The 16997-nt window shown below is 51.2% G+C and carries 14 protein-coding genes; 8 read left to right on the top strand and 6 right to left on the bottom strand.

Annotation, left to right across the window (positions count from 1 at the left end; genetic code table 11):
- Nucleotides 1-12: 12 nt before the first annotated feature.
- The 3 genes from P0X86_RS21800 to P0X86_RS21790 all read right to left on the bottom strand — a co-directional run bounded on the left by P0X86_RS21800 (nucleotide 13) and on the right by P0X86_RS21790 (nucleotide 2884).
- Nucleotides 13-357: a LytTR family transcriptional regulator DNA-binding domain-containing protein gene (locus tag P0X86_RS21800; RefSeq protein WP_009590070.1), complete on the bottom strand. Its 345-nt coding sequence runs from the start codon at nucleotides 355-357 to the stop codon at nucleotides 13-15.
- Nucleotides 358-509: 152 nt separating this feature from the next.
- Complete coding sequence (locus P0X86_RS21795; protein ID WP_277746421.1) at nucleotides 510-1682, bottom strand: peptidyl-prolyl cis-trans isomerase; 1173 nt, start codon at nucleotides 1680-1682, stop codon at nucleotides 510-512.
- 131 nt (nucleotides 1683-1813) lie between these two features.
- A complete protein-coding gene (locus tag P0X86_RS21790; protein WP_213579227.1) occupies nucleotides 1814-2884 on the bottom strand; it encodes a permease in 1071 nt (356 codons plus the stop codon).
- Nucleotides 2885-3180: 296 nt separating this feature from the next.
- Here P0X86_RS21790 and selD point away from each other — a divergent pair, with 296 nt between their 5' ends.
- A complete protein-coding gene (gene selD / locus P0X86_RS21785; RefSeq protein WP_277746420.1) occupies nucleotides 3181-4233 on the top strand; it encodes a selenide, water dikinase SelD in 1053 nt (350 codons plus the stop codon).
- 45 nt (nucleotides 4234-4278) lie between these two features.
- The gene (mnmH, locus tag P0X86_RS21780; RefSeq protein ID WP_096776746.1) at nucleotides 4279-5331 is read left to right on the top strand and encodes a tRNA 2-selenouridine(34) synthase MnmH; all 1053 of its coding nucleotides are present in this window, start codon (nucleotides 4279-4281) and stop codon (nucleotides 5329-5331) included.
- 171 nt (nucleotides 5332-5502) lie between these two features.
- Here mnmH and P0X86_RS21775 read toward each other — a convergent pair whose 3' ends face one another.
- Nucleotides 5503-6147 carry an SDR family oxidoreductase gene (locus P0X86_RS21775; RefSeq protein WP_277749070.1) on the bottom strand — a complete coding sequence of 215 codons (645 nt, stop codon included), beginning with the start codon at nucleotides 6145-6147 and terminating at the stop codon, nucleotides 5503-5505.
- 185 nt (nucleotides 6148-6332) lie between these two features.
- Here P0X86_RS21775 and P0X86_RS21770 point away from each other — a divergent pair, with 185 nt between their 5' ends.
- From P0X86_RS21770 to bcbE, 5 genes are all read left to right on the top strand, one after another.
- Nucleotides 6333-7019 (top strand): phosphatase PAP2 family protein, encoded by a 687-nt coding sequence (locus tag P0X86_RS21770; protein WP_192571239.1) that lies wholly within the window; start codon nucleotides 6333-6335, stop codon nucleotides 7017-7019.
- A 107-nt stretch (nucleotides 7020-7126) separates the two neighbouring features.
- Nucleotides 7127-8185 (top strand): FUSC family protein, encoded by a 1059-nt coding sequence (locus P0X86_RS21765; RefSeq protein ID WP_015736402.1) that lies wholly within the window; start codon nucleotides 7127-7129, stop codon nucleotides 8183-8185.
- A 293-nt stretch (nucleotides 8186-8478) separates the two neighbouring features.
- Nucleotides 8479-10809: an RNA polymerase recycling motor HelD gene (gene helD / locus P0X86_RS21760; RefSeq protein WP_277746419.1), complete on the top strand. Its 2331-nt coding sequence runs from the start codon at nucleotides 8479-8481 to the stop codon at nucleotides 10807-10809.
- Nucleotides 10810-11122: 313 nt separating this feature from the next.
- On the top strand, nucleotides 11123-12826 hold the full coding sequence (locus P0X86_RS21755; RefSeq protein WP_277746418.1) for a methyl-accepting chemotaxis protein: 1704 nt from the start codon (nucleotides 11123-11125) through the stop codon (nucleotides 12824-12826).
- Nucleotides 12827-12911: 85 nt separating this feature from the next.
- Nucleotides 12912-14216, top strand: coding sequence for a bacillibactin exporter BcbE (gene bcbE, locus P0X86_RS21750; RefSeq protein WP_347177558.1), 1305 nt, complete (start codon nucleotides 12912-12914; stop codon nucleotides 14214-14216).
- A 124-nt stretch (nucleotides 14217-14340) separates the two neighbouring features.
- Here bcbE and P0X86_RS21745 read toward each other — a convergent pair whose 3' ends face one another.
- Both P0X86_RS21745 and P0X86_RS21740 read right to left on the bottom strand, forming a co-directional pair.
- Complete coding sequence (locus tag P0X86_RS21745; RefSeq protein ID WP_192571242.1) at nucleotides 14341-15579, bottom strand: MFS transporter; 1239 nt, start codon at nucleotides 15577-15579, stop codon at nucleotides 14341-14343.
- The gene (locus P0X86_RS21740) at nucleotides 15572-16036 is read right to left on the bottom strand and encodes a MarR family winged helix-turn-helix transcriptional regulator (protein ID WP_036663997.1); all 465 of its coding nucleotides are present in this window, start codon (nucleotides 16034-16036) and stop codon (nucleotides 15572-15574) included. The genes P0X86_RS21745 and P0X86_RS21740 overlap by 8 nt, the downstream gene beginning before the upstream one ends.
- A 222-nt stretch (nucleotides 16037-16258) precedes the next feature.
- Here P0X86_RS21740 and P0X86_RS21735 point away from each other — a divergent pair, with 222 nt between their 5' ends.
- The gene (locus P0X86_RS21735; RefSeq protein WP_096776738.1) at nucleotides 16259-16996 is read left to right on the top strand and encodes a glycerophosphodiester phosphodiesterase; all 738 of its coding nucleotides are present in this window, start codon (nucleotides 16259-16261) and stop codon (nucleotides 16994-16996) included.
- The last annotated feature ends 1 nt before the right edge of the window (nucleotide 16997 follow it).

Below are 16997 nucleotides of genomic sequence, written 5' to 3'. Positions count from 1 at the left end.
GCCGCTGCTCGCTCAAACCGGCTGTTTGACTTCAGCAACCAGGCGCTTCAGCGATTCCTGCTTCCATCTGGGAATGCGAAGATGTTTAGCGGAAGGCGCCTTTTCCCCGAAATAAACGATGCCTTGCTCTACCGTAGTTATTTTGTCTACGTTGACGTAGCAGTTGCCGCCGACATGATAGAACTGTTTACCGGACAGCAGGGATGCGATTTTTTCGGCAGTCATTCTCTTTTTAATATTATAGTTCCTGCCGTGAAAGCTGACCAAACCGTGCGATCCGGTTTTAAAGAACAGAATGTCTGTCTCCACCACGAAGTCCTCATACATGTTGCGGGATTCCGATACGTGCTTCATCATTCTGATTCCCCCTTTTCCAAGATCAACTTTTGATAACGCTTACATTCTAACATGTTTTGCTTGGGGTTTAAAGAACTTTTTATTTTGCATGAAAAAAAAGCCCCGTACCGCGAGGGTAGGGGCTTTGCCTGGTGTTCAAGGCGCAGCAGGTGTTAAGGTGTCTCTGTAGCATCAGCCGGTGCTTCTGCTGGAGCTTCAGCAGGAGCTTCTTCCAGGGTATTCGTGATGGTAGCTTTATCCTTCAGCTCTTGAATGTAGGCTGTGGATTCGGCATAGACCTTCTGGTTCTCAAGCTGGCTGCGGATTTCTTCCTTCTTGTCTTCCAAGGTAGGATTCGTTGCTTCCTTACGATCGGTAACCTTGATGATGTGGTATCCGAAGGAGCTCTTCACCGGTTCGCTGATTTCATCTTTCTTCAGTTTGAACGCCACTTCTTCAAATGCGGGGTCCATTTCGCCGCGTCCGAAGAAATTCAGGTCGCCGCCGGTATCCTTGGTTGCATCCTGGTTTTTCTCTTTAGCAATCGTTGCGAAGTCAGCGCCTTCCTTCAGCTGCTTCACGATGGCTTCGGCTTCTTCCTTGGTCTCAACCAGGATGTGGGAAGCGCGAACCTGCTCAGGCGTTGTGAAGCTTTCTTTGTTTTGGTCATACACTTCTTTGACTTCTTCGTCGGTTACCTTGATTTTGTCGGCCATCAGCTTTTTAAGCTCAACCTGGGTTTTGGTCTGCTCCTTCAGGTTGTCGAGCGTCATGCCGTTTTGCTGCAGAGCCATATTGAATTGTTCCTCGGAAGGGAAGGAGGCCTTCAGCGCATCCACTTCTTTATTCACATCGGCATCGGTCACCGTAATGGACTTGTTCTTCAGTTCCTGCTGGATCAATTCCTCTGTGATCATGGAATTCAGCGTTTGTTTGCCGCCTACGCTGACAAGCTCATCGTACAGATTATCCTTGGTAATGTTAACGTCGTTGACTTTAGCTATAGCTTCATTGCCGGATCCCTTGGCAAACGGAGGTACGATCAGGACGACGATTAAGGCAGCCGCCAAAACCAGCGACGCGATCATCCAACCTTTGCTTCCGTTGCCGCCGCCATCTGCAGGTGGCTGTTCATCGTAATGCGGTTGATCTCCCGAATGCATAACGGCTGGGTGTTCGTTCTCATCCTTGTACAGCTCGTCGGACTCCGGATAGGTGGAATCTATTCTTTCTTCTTCATGAGGCAAGCCGCCTTGATCTTGTTGGTTATTCTCTTTCTCTTGGGCTTGTCCCTGATCATCCTCGGGCTGTCCCGGATGGTTTGGCTGCAAATCGTTATCTTTCATGTAATGATTGACTCCCTTCGACTGCATATAATAATGAGTTGTTCATTCTTTTATCACTTTACCAGATAAGCCTATGGTTTACCTTAAGAAAAAATAAAAATTGAAAATATAAACGGAAAAGTGGTTCCTGCCTACAGAATCAGCATTCCCGCCACGCCGCAAAGAATCCCAAGCAGGACGACGGAGGCAGTAACAAACCACAAAACTCTTTTAGGGAATGAACGCCTCACCATAAGCAGAGACGGAAGACTGACAGCCGGCAGCGTCAGAAGCAGCGCCGCGGCCGGACCCGCCCCCAGGCCCGCTGCCATAAAGGCCTGGATGATCGGGATTTCCGCCGCGGTCGGAATGACGAACAGCATTCCCATCACGGAGAAGAAGATGACGGCCAAGAGCGTGTTCCCCGCTGCCGCTCCCAAATGCGGGAACATCCATGCCTGCATGGCGCCAAGGAGCAGAACGGCTATAAAGTAAGCCGGGACCACCCGAACCAGCATCTGCCCGATGCTGGTTAACCAGCGTTTCCACAGCGGACGCTCATCGGTTTGATCCGTGCTCTGAGGCGCATCGATCTCCACGGGATCCGCTTCCTTGGCGAAGCGGTTTGCCAGGTAGCTGATGCCGAAGGTTAGCAGGATGCCGAAGATCAATCGCAGCACGGTGAATTTCCATGATAAAACAAACGTCATGAAGACGAGCGTTGCCGGATTGATGGTTGGATTGCCGATCCAGAACGCGAGAGCAGAGCCGACCGACACCTTTTTCTTGCGCAGACCGATCGCGATCGGTGCGGCGCAGCAGGAGCACATCATGCCCGGAATGGAGGCGATTCCTCCAATCGCCGTGCTGCCGAAGGTCGTTTTGCCAAGGACCCGAAGCAGCCATTGGGATGGCAGCAGCGACTGGACCAGAGTCCCGAGCAGAATGCCGAGCACCGCCGCTTTCCAAACCGCTTTAAAATAGGTGAGCGCATAATTCCAGGCTGCCTGCCAAGAAGGGGCGGCATCGGCCGGATCCATGCCTAATATGGAAGAGCCGATGCTGTGTTCCATAATAGCTTTGAGCGCTTTATCGTAGTAAGGCCACCACTTCACATAGGTAAGGCCTGTTGCTGCTATGATGATGAAGATGGTGATGAGCCAGACGGTTCTTCTGCGATCCGTATGATTCAAGGCCCTTCCACCGTCGCTTGAGTGATTCATAATCTGTACTCCCCCGATGTATCGTGAAATTATTTACATATCCAATCAAACAGTATATCACATTGTCGGCAGATTGCAGAAAGATATTCCCGGTAATTGCAAGAAATAGGAAGACCGTTAGACTTGAAGCAGCCGATTCCATATAATATAGATATTGTGTGCTTGAACAAGTGTTAGCTAAACGGATGAATATCAGATGATCCCCGGTGTAGATGAGACGTTATCCAAGCATCCACGCCGGGGTTGTTGCATGTGCTTTGCCTAAAATCACTCTTAAGACGAAGGGAAGATCCGTGATGAGTCAATCGGACAAAATAAAACTAACCTCGTATTCCTCCAAAGGTGGCTGCGGCTGCAAGATCGGACCTGCCGATCTGGCGCAGGTCATCCGCAAGCTTCCGCAAGCCGAGCCGAATCCTAATTTATTGGTTGGTCTGGATACCAGCGATGATGCGGGCGTATACCGTCTCACGGATGATCTGGCCATGGTGCAGACCGTCGATTTCTTTACGCCGATCGTGGATGACCCTTATGATTTCGGTCAGGTGGCCGCGGCGAATGCCATCAGCGATATCTATGCCATGGGCGGCAAACCGCTGACCGCCTTGAATATCGTAGCATTCCCGATTTCGACGCTGGACAAGCAGGTCTTGACGGATATTTTGAGAGGTGCAGGAGATAAATTGAAGGAAGCGGGGGTTACCCTGGTTGGCGGACACTCCATCGATGACAAAGAGCCGAAGTTCGGCCTTGCCGTAACGGGGACCGTTCACCCGGACCGGGTAAGAACCAATGCCGGAGCCAAGCCGGGCGATGCCTTGATTCTGACGAAGCCGATTGGCGTGGGCATCCTGACGAGCTCCATTAAGAAGGATCTGTTAACTGAAGATGAGATTCGCCGCGTTACTGCCGTCATGGCGGCACTGAACAAAACGGCTGCCGAGACGATGGAGCCTTACGATGTGCATGCCTGCACCGACGTGACGGGGTTCGGTCTCCTTGGCCATGCGCTCGAAATGGCCAAAGGCAGCGGCACGGGCATCCGGATTTCAAAGCCTTCCGTTCCCGTTCTGGAACGGGTTCGGGAAATGGCCGACGGGGGCGTCATTCCGGGCGGCACCAAAAACAATTATGAACACGTGAAAGACGACGTGGATTTCCCGGATGGCATGGACCAGATCGATAAATGGATATTGTGCGATGCCGTGACGTCAGGGGGACTCCTCATTGCCGTTGACGGCTCGCAGGCCGAACCATTACTGGCAGAGCTTCGCCAAGCCGGGCTGGAAGCCGGCAGAATCGGAGAAGTCGTACATGACCATCCGAATCGCATTGTCGTTGAGGCGTAACATGAGCCGGGTTTTGTTTGTGTAACCATAAAGGAGCGAACAGACATGTTTCAAGACATCACCGTAAAAGAATTATTGGAACTGCAAAACAGCAAGAAGATTACTTTGATTGATGTCCGTTCCCCTTCGGAATACAAGGACTCCACCATTCCGGGGAGTCTGAACATTCCGGTCTTCAATGATGAAGAACGGGCGGAGATCGGGACGATTTACAAGCAGGTGAGCGTGGATGCGGCCAAAGAGCGGGGGCTCGCCATCATGTCGGCCAAGCTACCCAGCTTCGTGAAGCAGTTCAAAGAGATCGAAGGAGATAAGGCGGTCTATTGCTGGCGCGGCGGCATGCGCAGCCGAACGGCTGCAACGGTGCTGTCCCTGATGGATATCCATGTCAATCGGATTACGGGCGGGATTAAGGCTTACCGGAAGTATGTGCTGGATACGCTTGAGCAGAAGAGTCTGGATGCGGAAGCGTTTGTCCTTCACGGATTGACGGGTACGGGCAAGACGGCAGTGCTAAGGCAGCTTCAGCAGGAAGGCTACCCCGTCGTGGACCTGGAAGGGCTCGCAGGCCACCGCGGCTCGATCTTCGGGCATATCGGACTGCCGTCCAACAATCAGAAGACTTTCGATGCGGAGTTGGTTGAACGGCTGAAGCAATTGGAAAATTCGCCTTATTTGTTATTTGAGGCCGAGAGCAAACGGATCGGCAAAATCGTCGTTCCCGATTTCCTGATGAAGAAGAAGGAGTCGGGGGCAGCCATCGTATTGGAATTGCCGATGGCGGAGCGTGTTCGCCAGATACTGGAGGATTACAACCCTGCGGCTTATAAAGAGCAATATTTGGCGGCCTTTCAATTAATCAAGAACCGAATCCACACTCCGATCGCCGCGGAAATTGGCAAGTCTTTGGAGGAGGGAAGGTATGCTCAGGGAATACAGCTGCTGCTTGAGCATTATTATGATCCCAAATATAATTACTCCTTCAGTCAATATGAGGACAACGCTCCTATCGTTGTGGCGGTAGATCGGGTAGAAGAAGCGGTGGATGCCGTAAAAGACATACTGCGAAGCCGAATGCTGCACAAGACAGGCGCGTAAATGCCAGGATCGGTTGAGTGCGTAACGAGAAGGAGTTCCACTATGTCTTCTCTTTATTTTGCGATCCGGTCCTGATTCGAATAGAACGATAGATCGCCCCTTAAGCATTAGCAGATACGAAGGTATCGCTTTTGCTTGAGGGGCGATTTTGCTTTTGAATATGAAATGCTCTTAGAGTGACGATAGAGCTTCCGAGATAGGCGTTTCGCCTGAAATCAGGTCGAAGGAACGCCGGAAGGTATGTTCTTCGTCCAGCGCCAACAAGATCGTTTTCGCCACATCCTCGCGCGGAATCGAGCCGCCCTTGATATTCTCCGCAGCCGTAATGCGGCCGGTACCAGGCTCATTCAAAAGTCCTCCCGGACGAATGATCGTATAGGAGAGGCTGCTGTGACGAAGCATTCGATCCGCGTAATGCTTGGCGGCATAATACGGTTTGATGTCCCCGTTCCAAGATTCTCGATGATGGGCCCCAATCGCGCTAACCATCACAAAGCGCGGGACCTTCGCCTCTTCGGCAGCTTCCACCATCTTGACGGCTCCGTCCAGATCGATCAGCAGCGTTTTGTCGTATCCGGTTGCTCCGCCAGAACCAGCCGCGAATACCACTGCCTGGCAATCTCGTGCTGCTTCCGCCAGTTCCTTGACCGATCCTTCCAAATTCGCGATAACGCACTCTATTCCCGCTTCTCGATAATAGGCTGCCTGCTCCTCCCTCCGAACCATGGCTTTTACGCTATAGGCATCATGCTCATGCAGGAGAAACGTAAGCTGTTTGCCAATCTGGCCGTTCGCGCCGGCCACTAGGACCTTCATCATGACATGCTCCTTTTCTTTTGGGTATATATTCTCGTAAAGAGTAATCCCTGCGATTTTGACATAGACTACGGGATATTTGTCATGTAATCCCTTTGGGACTTTCCTTTATGACAGGAAAATGATATTATCTTGTTTTCACCAAATCGCACGGTTTCGAAACAAGGTCAAAGGAGAACAGAGAGTTGAGCGGAGAGAAGATATACCCTGCTTCAGGAAGACAACGCTGGATATTCCTCATTTCGATGATCAGCTTCATCGGATTTGTCATTCTGGCGGCGCTGGTAAAGCGGGAAAGCCTGGCAGCGCTTGATTTGGCGATCATTACGACGGTACAAGCCCTTGAACATCCGCTGCTTACGGATATTGCCATCGGGCTGTCATTCATAGGCTCCATCGGACCGGTGATCGTGTTAAGCCTGATCGTGATCGCCGTGCTATATTGGATTCTGGGCCACCGCAAGGAGATTCTTCTCCTTATTGTGGTCGTCTTCGGTTCATCTATTCTGAATTTATTATTAAAATGGGTGTTTCAACGTGCAAGGCCGGACATCAACCGCCTGATCGAAATAACGGGATACAGCTATCCCAGCGGCCATTCGATGGGAGCCTTCTCGTTCTACAGCGTGCTCGCTTACTTGTTGTGGAGACATATTGACAGCAGAGCGGGGAGAGGGACGTTGATTGCCGTTTCCATCGCGATGATTCTAAGCATCGGACTTAGTCGGATCTATCTCGGCGTCCATTACCCGAGCGACATCGTTGGCGGATACCTGGCTTCTTGCGCTTGGCTTGGGTTCATGATCCGATCTTACGAGAAAAGGATGGGGAAGCGGGCCAACCCGGATGATGTCAATGAAGAGACTGCATAACATTGGAAGCGTAAGGGTAATTCATGTAATAGCGGTTCAAACGGAGGAGTATGTATCATGGTGTGTAGGCATAGACGTGAAATTGGGTTGCGTAAGGAGGGCTGTCCGTGGCGTTTGGAGCAAGAATGTTCAAAACCGGCCTAGCCGTGACGCTGGCTCTTTATTTAGCCATGCTGTTTGACTTTAAATCACCTGTCGTAGCCGCCATCGCCGCGATTTTCGCGATGCAGCCATCGATATACAGGTCGTGGAGATATTTTCTGGACCAGCTGCAGACCAGTACGCTCGGTGCGATTCTGGCCATGCTCGGAGGGTATTTTTTATCGAATCAACCGATTTCCGTCGGTTTGGTCTGTATTCTAGTGATCATGATTTGCATGAAGCTGAAAATGGGCGAGACCATCGGACTTACGCTTGTTACGGTCATATCCGTGATGGAAGCTTCCGGACAATGGGACTTTGCCCTCAATCGCTTTATTCTGACGATTATCGGCATCATATCTGCATTCCTCATCAATATTCTTGTGTTTCCACCGAAACCGAAGGAACAGTACATCACGCGGATTCATATTGTATTTGGCAAAATGTCGCTGCTGCTGCGCACGGCGATCTCCCATGAAATGAAGGATTCGGTCTACCGTGCGGAGAAGAAAGAACTGGAATCGGCCATCAAATCGTTGTCCGACAAATACAATTTGTTTGAGGAAGAGCAGAAGAAGCTGAAGCGGGCGAAATACAGTCAAGCAAGACAGCTCGTGGTGTATAAGCAGCTGCTCCAATCCCTTCGCAAGGGGTATGAAGTGCTGGATGCGGTGGAGAACCACTATTTCCAGGCGGATCGATCCGATGAAATCGACGAACAGTTTGATCACAATCTGGAGCGGTTAATGAAGTACCATGAGCATATTTTGTGGAAATTCGAAGATAAACTTAAGCCGAACGAGGATGAGGCCGAGACCATGGCGGAGAACAATGAAGCTTTCATGGAGCAGGTGATGTGCGGGCCCGGCTCAAATCCCGGCGGACTTCGGCTGGCGGTGGTCGCCGCCTCCATGTACGACTACGGCTATCAGCTTGACCGGTTGAATCGGGTGGCGGATCAAATCAGCCGAGTCGTGGATGATAAGGAGCAAGAGGATGCCATGTTCTCGTGGCTGCGAAAATAAGGGAGCTCGCCATGAGGATGCCGATCAAGATTTCACATTTGATCGGCTGTTTTTATACTACTCAGCAAGCAGCAAGTTTGGCATTTGAGGCTCGGGAATGGTATGGTATATGAACATAAAAAAAACCGCCCCGGCGGGTCGGTTACTGAAATTCCATGTTGAATTATGTACGGCAGCTTGCTATAATTAACAATGCTTTGTCATTAAATTATTGATATGTGGTTAGAATATCACAATTGTATTTTATCACGATTAACTAACGCTGTCAACCGGTATATTAGGGGGATGAACAAATGGCTATCAGCGATCAAGATTGGAAAGAGGAACAGGCGCGGGTAACGGAAGTAACAGCAAAAATCGGAAATAAAATATCCCAGCTGGAAGCGAGCGTCGGCGATATCCGTGAAGTCGTCATTGACATGCGGAAGGACTTCTGGGACGAAGTTACGGTAAACTTCAGCAACCCGGACGATTTGGGCGAAACGTCCACCAACCTGAGACAGCAGTCGCAGGTGCTCGCCGAACGCGAGCATGCTCATCTGCAGTCCAGCAAGCTGCTTAAAAAGTACAGGAAGCTGGTGGAATCCCCATACTTCGGACGCATTGACTTTCAGGAGGATGGAACTGCGGAGACCGAAACCATTTATTTGGGAACAGGTTCTTTTTTGGACGAAAAGATGGAGACGTTTCTGGTTTACGACTGGCGCGCACCCATCTCTAGCCTGTATTACGACGGTGCGCCGGGCCCTGCCCAATATGAGACGCCTTCGGGTACGGTCAAGGGCGAAATGCTGCTTAAGCGCCAATTCGTCATCCATAACGGCGAGATCAAGGTGCTGTTCGATACCGGCGTGACCATCGGAGATGAACTGCTGCAGCAGGTGCTCAGCCATAGCGCGGATGACCGCATGAAGAGTATCGTGGCTACGATTCAGAAGGAACAAAACGCGGTCATCCGAAATGACAAAACCCGCATGCTGATTGTGCAGGGGGCTGCCGGAAGCGGAAAGACCTCGGCTGCACTGCAAAGGGTGGCTTATCTGCTGTACAAGTACCGGGAGACGCTCCGGGCCGACCAGATGATCCTGTTCTCCCCGAATCCGCTGTTCAACAGCTATGTGTCCACGGTGCTTCCCGAGCTCGGCGAGGACAATATGCAGCAGACGACCTTCCAGTCCTATCTGGAGCACCGGCTCGGTAAGGAGTTTGATCTCGAAGATGTGTTCACTCAGACGGAAACCCTGTTGAACGCGGATGATTCGCCGCGTTACCGGGCACGCTTGGAGAGCATATCGTATAAATCCTCGGGGGCTTATCTGGACACCATCAGACGATACAAGGAGCTGCTGGAAAAGGGAGGCATGCTCTTTAAGCCGGTCGTATTCCAGGGGAAGGTGATTGTCAGCTCGGAGGAGATGGCATCGCAGTTCTATGGCTATGATTCGGCGGTTAAGCTCGCTGGCCGCATTGATCTGATGAAGGAATGGATGCTTAAGCGCCTGTCGGAGTTTGCCCAGACCGAGAAAGATGCCTCGTGGGTAGAGGAGCAGATCCAGCTGCTGGATACGGAAGATTACCAACGGGCCTTTCAAACGATGAGACGCAAGCAAAACCGGAAGGCAGACACGTTTGACGATTTCGATAAGGAAAAAGACGTCCTTGCGAAAATGGTGGTCAGCAGCCGGCTCAAGCCGCTTCGACGTTGGATCAAGCGGTTCCGGTATGTGGACGTCAAGGGTATGTACCGTAAATTGTACACGGACGAATCCTTATTCCGCCGGGCGGCGGGAAATTTGGAGACGCTCCCTGAACATTGGGATGAAATATGCAATCTTACCGTTGCGTCCCTGGACGACAAAGCATTGCTTTACGAAGACGCCACGCCGTTTCTCTATTTGAAGGAACTGCTGCAAGGGTTCCGTACGAATACGTCGATACGCCATGTCATTGTCGATGAAGTTCAGGATTATTCCGCATTTCAGCTGGAGTTCCTGAAGCGTTTGTTCCCGCGGGCCAAAATGACGGTGCTGGGGGACCTCAACCAAGCCATTTATGCTCATGGAGAGGCACTCGGAAGCTTGGAGAATCTGGTGAGTCTGTATGGCGAAGAGGATACGGAGGTCATTAATCTGACCCAAAGCTACCGGTCGACGTATGAAATCGTTAACTTCACGCGACAAATGATACCGGGCGGGGAGCGGATCGTTCCTTTCAACCGGCAAGGCGAAGCTCCTCGAGTCGTTCGGGTGAACGATGAAGAAGAACTTCATGGCGCGATCGTATCCGATATCCGCGAGCTTCATGAGCAGGGATTCCAATACGTTGCGGTGATCTGCCGGACAGAAGAGGAGAGCAGGCGCGTACATCAGCAGCTGTCGGCGGATATCTCCGCCCGCTTAATCACCAAAACCACGCCGGCCTTTGAAAAGGGAACGCTGGTGGTTCCCGCCTACTTGGCCAAAGGCGTGGAGTTTGACGCGGTGATTATCTATAACGGCGCCGAGGACGTGTACCACCGGGAAAGCGATCGTAAGCTGTTCTACACGGCATGTACTCGTGCCATGCATAAACTGCATGTCTATCATATCGGGGAGAAGAGTCACTTTATCTCCGATCAAGCTTAAAGGAAAAAGGTCTGCCTGAGCCCGTCTCAGGCGGGCCTCTTTTTTGCATGATGACTATATGAAAGTCAAACCCGTTTTCATAGCGGAGGTAAAAAATGGAATGTAGTATTGTAAGTAATTTATGGCATTTGTTATACCATAAGGAGGGAGTTATCCAAAATTTATCAACATTTGACCGGTGATTAATAAATTTTTTTCAATTATTTTCGAGTTAAGCGATTTCACGGTAGTCCTGCCTATTCACTCTTGACACAAATTTGACGAAAAAAGGAATGGGGGTATATTACTTATATCAAAGGTCGGGTGCTTGCGGATGAAGATAAAAACAAAATTAATTCTTTCGTCTACGATACTTGCGACGGTTACGGCGGTTATCGTAATCATTGCGTTTATCACATCGAATATGACGGAGAAGAGGTTCAGCAAGATTATTGAAGAGGACCAGAAGGTCATTTATAACCTGACGCAATTGGAGACCCTGTTGACTGGCGTTTCCAATGATGAGCGGGGCTACTTATTGACCGGGGATTCGACCTTTGCAGATTCATTGAAATCGAAACAGGAGTCCGTCGTCAAACTCATGGCCGAAACCAAAGGCTTAATGACGGCAGAAGAAGACCAGAAGGTATTTAACGAGATTGAAGCCGGTTATGTCGTATACTCCGAGGCCATTGCCGAGGTATTGAACAAATTGGGGTATGACACCGGTTTTTACAAGGCGGTCCCTTTCCGGGTGTACGAAGCTGCCTTTAACAAGGAGCGGGAAGTGCGCAAGTCATTTAGCGAGCTGATCGCAAAGTTTACGGTACATAAAAATGAAACCCTGGCGAAGCAGGCTGATCAGATTGCGGCCAGCAGCCGGTTTCAGAATTTGACCATCATGCTGATCGGAGCGGCCGCCGTCGTTTATTTTGCCATACAGGGCTATCTCCTGACCCGTTCGATCCGTCCGTTGAACCAGATGAGCAGTCAGCTTCTGAAGATTGCCGAAGGCGGGGGTGATCTGGTTACCCGATTACACATTACAACGAAAGATGAAATCAGGGATGTAGCCGATGCTTATAATAAATTGGTCGATGGCTTCAGGGAGCTGGTCGTCCAAGTGCAGGATACTGCAGGTAAAGTGGGTATCGCTGCTTCGACGCTGCATTCGACGACAGAGGAAATCCGTCAAGCCTCCCACCAAACGTCCGGGATTATGGAAGAGCTGGCTGCCGGGGTAGAGAACCAGCTGCAGGATACGGAGGAAACGACGGCGACCGTTACGGATATGGCGGAAGGCATGAAGCATATCGCGCTTGCAGCCCAAGACGTTTCCGGGCTGGCGGCAGCGGCGAACAAGCTTGCGGCTGAAGGGGAACAGGCACTTGTACATACGCTAACCCAGATGGAAGGCATCCGTACCAGCGTGGACCAATCTGCGCAATCCGTGCGTGCGCTCGGAGAGAAGGCCTCCAACATCGGGGCGATGGGACAGATCATCATCGAAATTGCGGAGCAGACCTCACTGCTTGCCTTGAATGCCTCCATTGAGGCCGCTCGGGCTGGCGAGCATGGCAGAGGTTTTGCGGTCGTCGCCGCAGAGGTCCGGAATTTGGCTGATCAGGCATCGAACTCCTCCGTCGAAATCAGACAGTTCGTTCACGAGCTGCAGCAAGACATCGTGAATCTGGCCGGCGTGATGGAACAGGGAACCCGCGAAGTAACCGAAGGCATGAACGTGGCGCAAGGAGCCGAGCGAGCCTTTAAGGAAATCGAGCAGTCGGTCGGCGAATTGAACGGGCAGATTCAAAGCGTCACCGCTGCAACCGAACAGATGAATTCGGGAGCCGGGGAGCTCGTTCACGCGATCCGTCGAATCCAGGAGGTCACGGAGACGACGGCAGGCGGTACGCAAAGCGTCAGTGCCGCAACGGAAGAGCAGCTGGCGTCCATGGAAGAAATCACAAATTCCGTTGAAGATCTTAACGTGATGTCTGGCAAGCTTCGTCAGTTGATGTCCGGATTTAAAGTATAATTAAGGAAAAATTGCATATGGGAAAAAACGGCCACCTTGCCGTCATGCATATTCTGGGCGAAAGAACCTACAATATGGATGACAGATAACGCAAAGGTGGTCTTCTCTCATGGAAAACAAGAAATGGGATCTGGTTGCCCTAGCATCCATACCACTCATCATGACGTTAGGCAATTCCATGCTGATTCCCATTTTGCCGCAAATTTCCAAAGTTTTAGGGATCAGCTCCTTTAAAGTGAGTATGCTGATAACGGTGTATGCCGTTGTAGCCATCTTGCTGATTCCGATCGCCGGGTATTTGTCGGATCGGTATGGAAGAAAGAAGATCATCATCCCGAGCTTGATTATTGCGGCGTTATGCGGAGCTGTGTCCGCGGTAGCTGCCTGGCTGCTAAGCGGGACAGGGGCGTATTATGTCATATTAGCCGGCCGGTTTCTACAGGGAATCGGCGCAGCGGGGGCTTTCCCGATCGTCATCCCGCTTGTCGGCGACATGTTCAAAGAGGAAGAAGAGGTTAGCAAAAGCCTGGGAATCATCGAAACCTCCAACACGTTCGGTAAGGTTGTCAGTCCGATATTGGGTGCGCTGCTGGGAAGCTTCATCTGGTTCTTGCCCTTCATATCGATTCCGGTTCTATGCCTGATTTCACTCGTGCTCGTCATTTTTCTCGTGAAGACGCCAAAGTCGAATAACAATGATAAACAATCTCTGCGTGAGTTTTTGAAAACGACCAAGGGGGTTTTGCATGAGAAGGGAAGATGGTTGTATGCGATATTCGCCATCGGCGGCATCGCAATGTTTGGCGTATTCGGCGTTCTTTTTTATTTGTCGGAGACGCTGGAAAGCACTTACAAATTACATGGCGTAGTAAAAGGATTGGTGCTTGCAATTCCACTGGCTTTATTATGCCTATCTTCTTATTTAGCCGGTAAATTTACGGGCAAAAACAAAGCGGCAAAGAAGTGGACCGGTTTCGCCGGCATGGTTATTTTGACGGCTTCCCTGATCGTCACCGGCTTTAACGAACAGATCTATTTTGTCGTCGGAATGATGACGCTTGGCGGTATCGGAATCGGCATGGTGCTGCCGTGCATGGATACGCTGCTGACGGAAGGCGTGGAGAAGGAGCAGCGCGGCACCATCACCTCGCTTTACAGCAGCATGCGTTTTATCGGGGTATCGCTGGGGCCGCCGGTCGTTTCTCTCCTGCTGGGCGCGAACCACTGGGTGATGTTTGGCACGCTGGCAGCCGTGGCGGCTGTAGGCGGCCTGCTTACGTTGTTCGCGGTGAAGCCGGAGGCAAAAGAGGACGATTCCGGAGGGAATTCATACCGGGTCGATTTCAAGAAACCGCAAGGATTGAAAAAGAAAGGTCTTGTCCATAAATAATGGACAAGACCTTTTCTCATATGCCGGGTCAGTTTGGATGGCCGATCCCTTTCCTTGTGGCCAAGCATCATCCCGGTTTTCGTGCATTCCGGCTGACGAAGCTTTTTCGTTATCGCTTTGTTCGTTAACCTGCCGCGGTAGCCTCGGTGTCCTCGACTGCCGTGGTGGATTGGGAACGCGACTTGCCGGCTGCCTGCATGATGATATAAATCAGGATCAACAGCACGAGCGCAATCGCCGAGTATCGGTACATGATGGCATAGGATGTGGATTTGGCGATGGCGCCGAGCGCGATCGAGCCGATGGCCACGCCGAAATCCAGGGAGTTGAAGAACATGCCGTTGGCCATGCCGCGCTGCAGCGGATGAACCTCCTGAATCATCCAGGTCTGGATGGACGGCTGCATCGCCCCAAAGCCTATGCCGTAGCAAAGTGCCGATAACAGCATGGATCCCGTCGATGTGGCGAAGGTAAGCAGGAGCAAGCCGGATACCATCAGAATCGCAGAGGGTATAACAAGCGCCTTATGTCCGTACCGGTCATAAATTCTGCCGGAGAACGGCCGTACGAGAATGATGGCAATGGCGTTGAACAAGAAAAAATACTGGGGATTCCGGAGGTGAGCCTCCGCTCCGAACAATGCCATGAAGCTCAGCAATCCGCCGTACGTAATCGACATCAAAAAGTTGAGGACGCTGGGAAGGATCAGCTTTTTGTTGAAGGAGCCCTTCGGTTTATCCTCAACTCGGGGTTGAACCGCTGCAGGGCGCTCCGCGTTCCGTTTAGCCGCTCTTGATGTCAGGAGGTAGGCGAGAGGGAAGATCAGAAGGTTGATGAAGACCGTGATGAACACGAGCGGAGTGAAACCGCCGCTTTGCAGCAGCGTCAAGCCGATCATGGGACCGATCGACATGGCAAGCGTAGTGGATAGCCCAAAATACCCCATGCCCTCGCCCAAGCGTTTGATTGGAATGACATCCGATGCCATGGTTGGAAACGAGGTGCTTGTCATCCCAAAGCCGATGCCGAACAATATGCGCATCAGCAGCAGGAAGGCTATGCCGCTCGCCCAGTAATAACCGAGCGTGGCTGCCAGGGAAATCAGCAGCCCGACGTACAGCAGCAGCCTCAGCTTTCCTTTTTCCAGCGCTTTGCTTGATACGAAGCGGGACGCGATCGCACTGAAGGCGAACAGGCTGGTTATGAGGCTCACCTGCAAGGGGCTTGCCGTGAACGCCTCCTTGGCGTATGCGGGCAGCGTGGTCAGCATCATCTGCAGGGTCAGGAACAGAAAAAGGTTGCTGACCATCAACGTGATGAATTCTTTGGTCCATAGCGGTTGTTTCGTGTTGATATCATTCATGTGGAACATCTCTCCTGTTGTTGTGTAAGTTGTGTATGTTGGCATTGATGCGCGAGAGTGTGTCCCAGAACATCTCCAATTGCTTCTCGTCAATGCCCTCGATTAATTGGCTTCCGCATTGACTTTCGATGGCTGTGGTCGCTTCAATCAGTTCCTTGCCTGTATCTGTCAAAAAGAGCTGAAAAGCTCTCCGGTCGTTAACCGATACGGCTTTGCGAGTGTATCCTTTTTTCTCGAGCAGGTCCAGAATACGGGTTGTCGTGGGTTGGTCTTTGTCCGCTTTGGCGGCAACTTCCTTCTGATTCAGGCCCTCGTGCTCGCCGATGTGGTACAGAACCAGCCATTGCTCGGGGGTGATGTCATAGGGCTTCAGGGCATTGGCAAACAATTGGGATGCGCGCCGATAGGTGTAACCCAGATGAAAACCGATGGAAGGGTTGCGTTTAGGTATTTTCAAGAAAAAGTCACACCTTTCATTTCAGGTTTTCAAAAATACTTGTCTAAACAATTATATGCCTGACATGCAAATTGGTCAATCATTTGAAAAATTAATTAGGACATGACAGGGTTTCATCAACCGATGTGGAATATGAAAAATGGAATGATAACATAGCTCTAACATTTGCGAGCTATATTTATAGTACAAAACCAAAACTTAATCACTCAGGAGGAAGTACAAATGTCACAATTGATCAATTTCGCGCACCGCGGGTCATCGGCCATATGCCCCGAGAATACGATGGCTGCCTTTGCCAAAGGCTTGGAGCAGGGAGCTACCGGGATCGAAACCGACGTCCAAATGACGAAGGACGGAAAGCTGGTATTGATCCATGACGAGAGCGTCGCCCGCACGACGGGGGCCGAGGGGCTTGTCAAGGATTATACATACGACGAGCTGGCCAAGCTGGACGCAGGCTCATGGTTTGGTGCCGATTTCCAAGGCGAACGGATTCCGCTGCTGGAAGAGCTGCTGGAATTGACCCAAAACCGCGGCACGATTGTTAATATCGAGCTGAAGAACGGAACGATCCAATATCCCGAGCTGGAAAAGCGCGTGATTGAGGCTGTAAGGCATTACAACATGGCGGAGCAAATCGTCATTTCGAGCTTCAATCATTATTCCCTGGTGGAATGCAAACTTATTGATCCAGAAATTCGTACCGGGCTGCTGTACGGCGAAGGGCTGTACCAGCCGTGGGAATACGCCAAATTGGCTAAAGCGGATGCCCTGCACGCATACCATCGGGCGGTTCTGCCGGAGTGGGTAACGGAAGCGAAGCAGCATGGCGTCGCCTATCATCCGTGGACCGTGAATGACGAGGGACGGATGAAAGAGTTGATGGATGCGGGCGTTGCGGGCATCATTACGGATTATCCGGATGTGCTGAACGGACTGCTGCAAACCAAGGGAGCGTGAC

The organism is Paenibacillus sp. BR1-192, from assembly GCF_029542445.1.
In the GTDB taxonomy this organism is placed as follows: Bacteria; Bacillota; Bacilli; order Paenibacillales; family Paenibacillaceae; genus Paenibacillus_AQ; species Paenibacillus_AQ lautus_A.
Note: the sequence above shows the minus strand (reverse complement) of the source record. Positions and strands in the feature narration are given on the sequence as shown.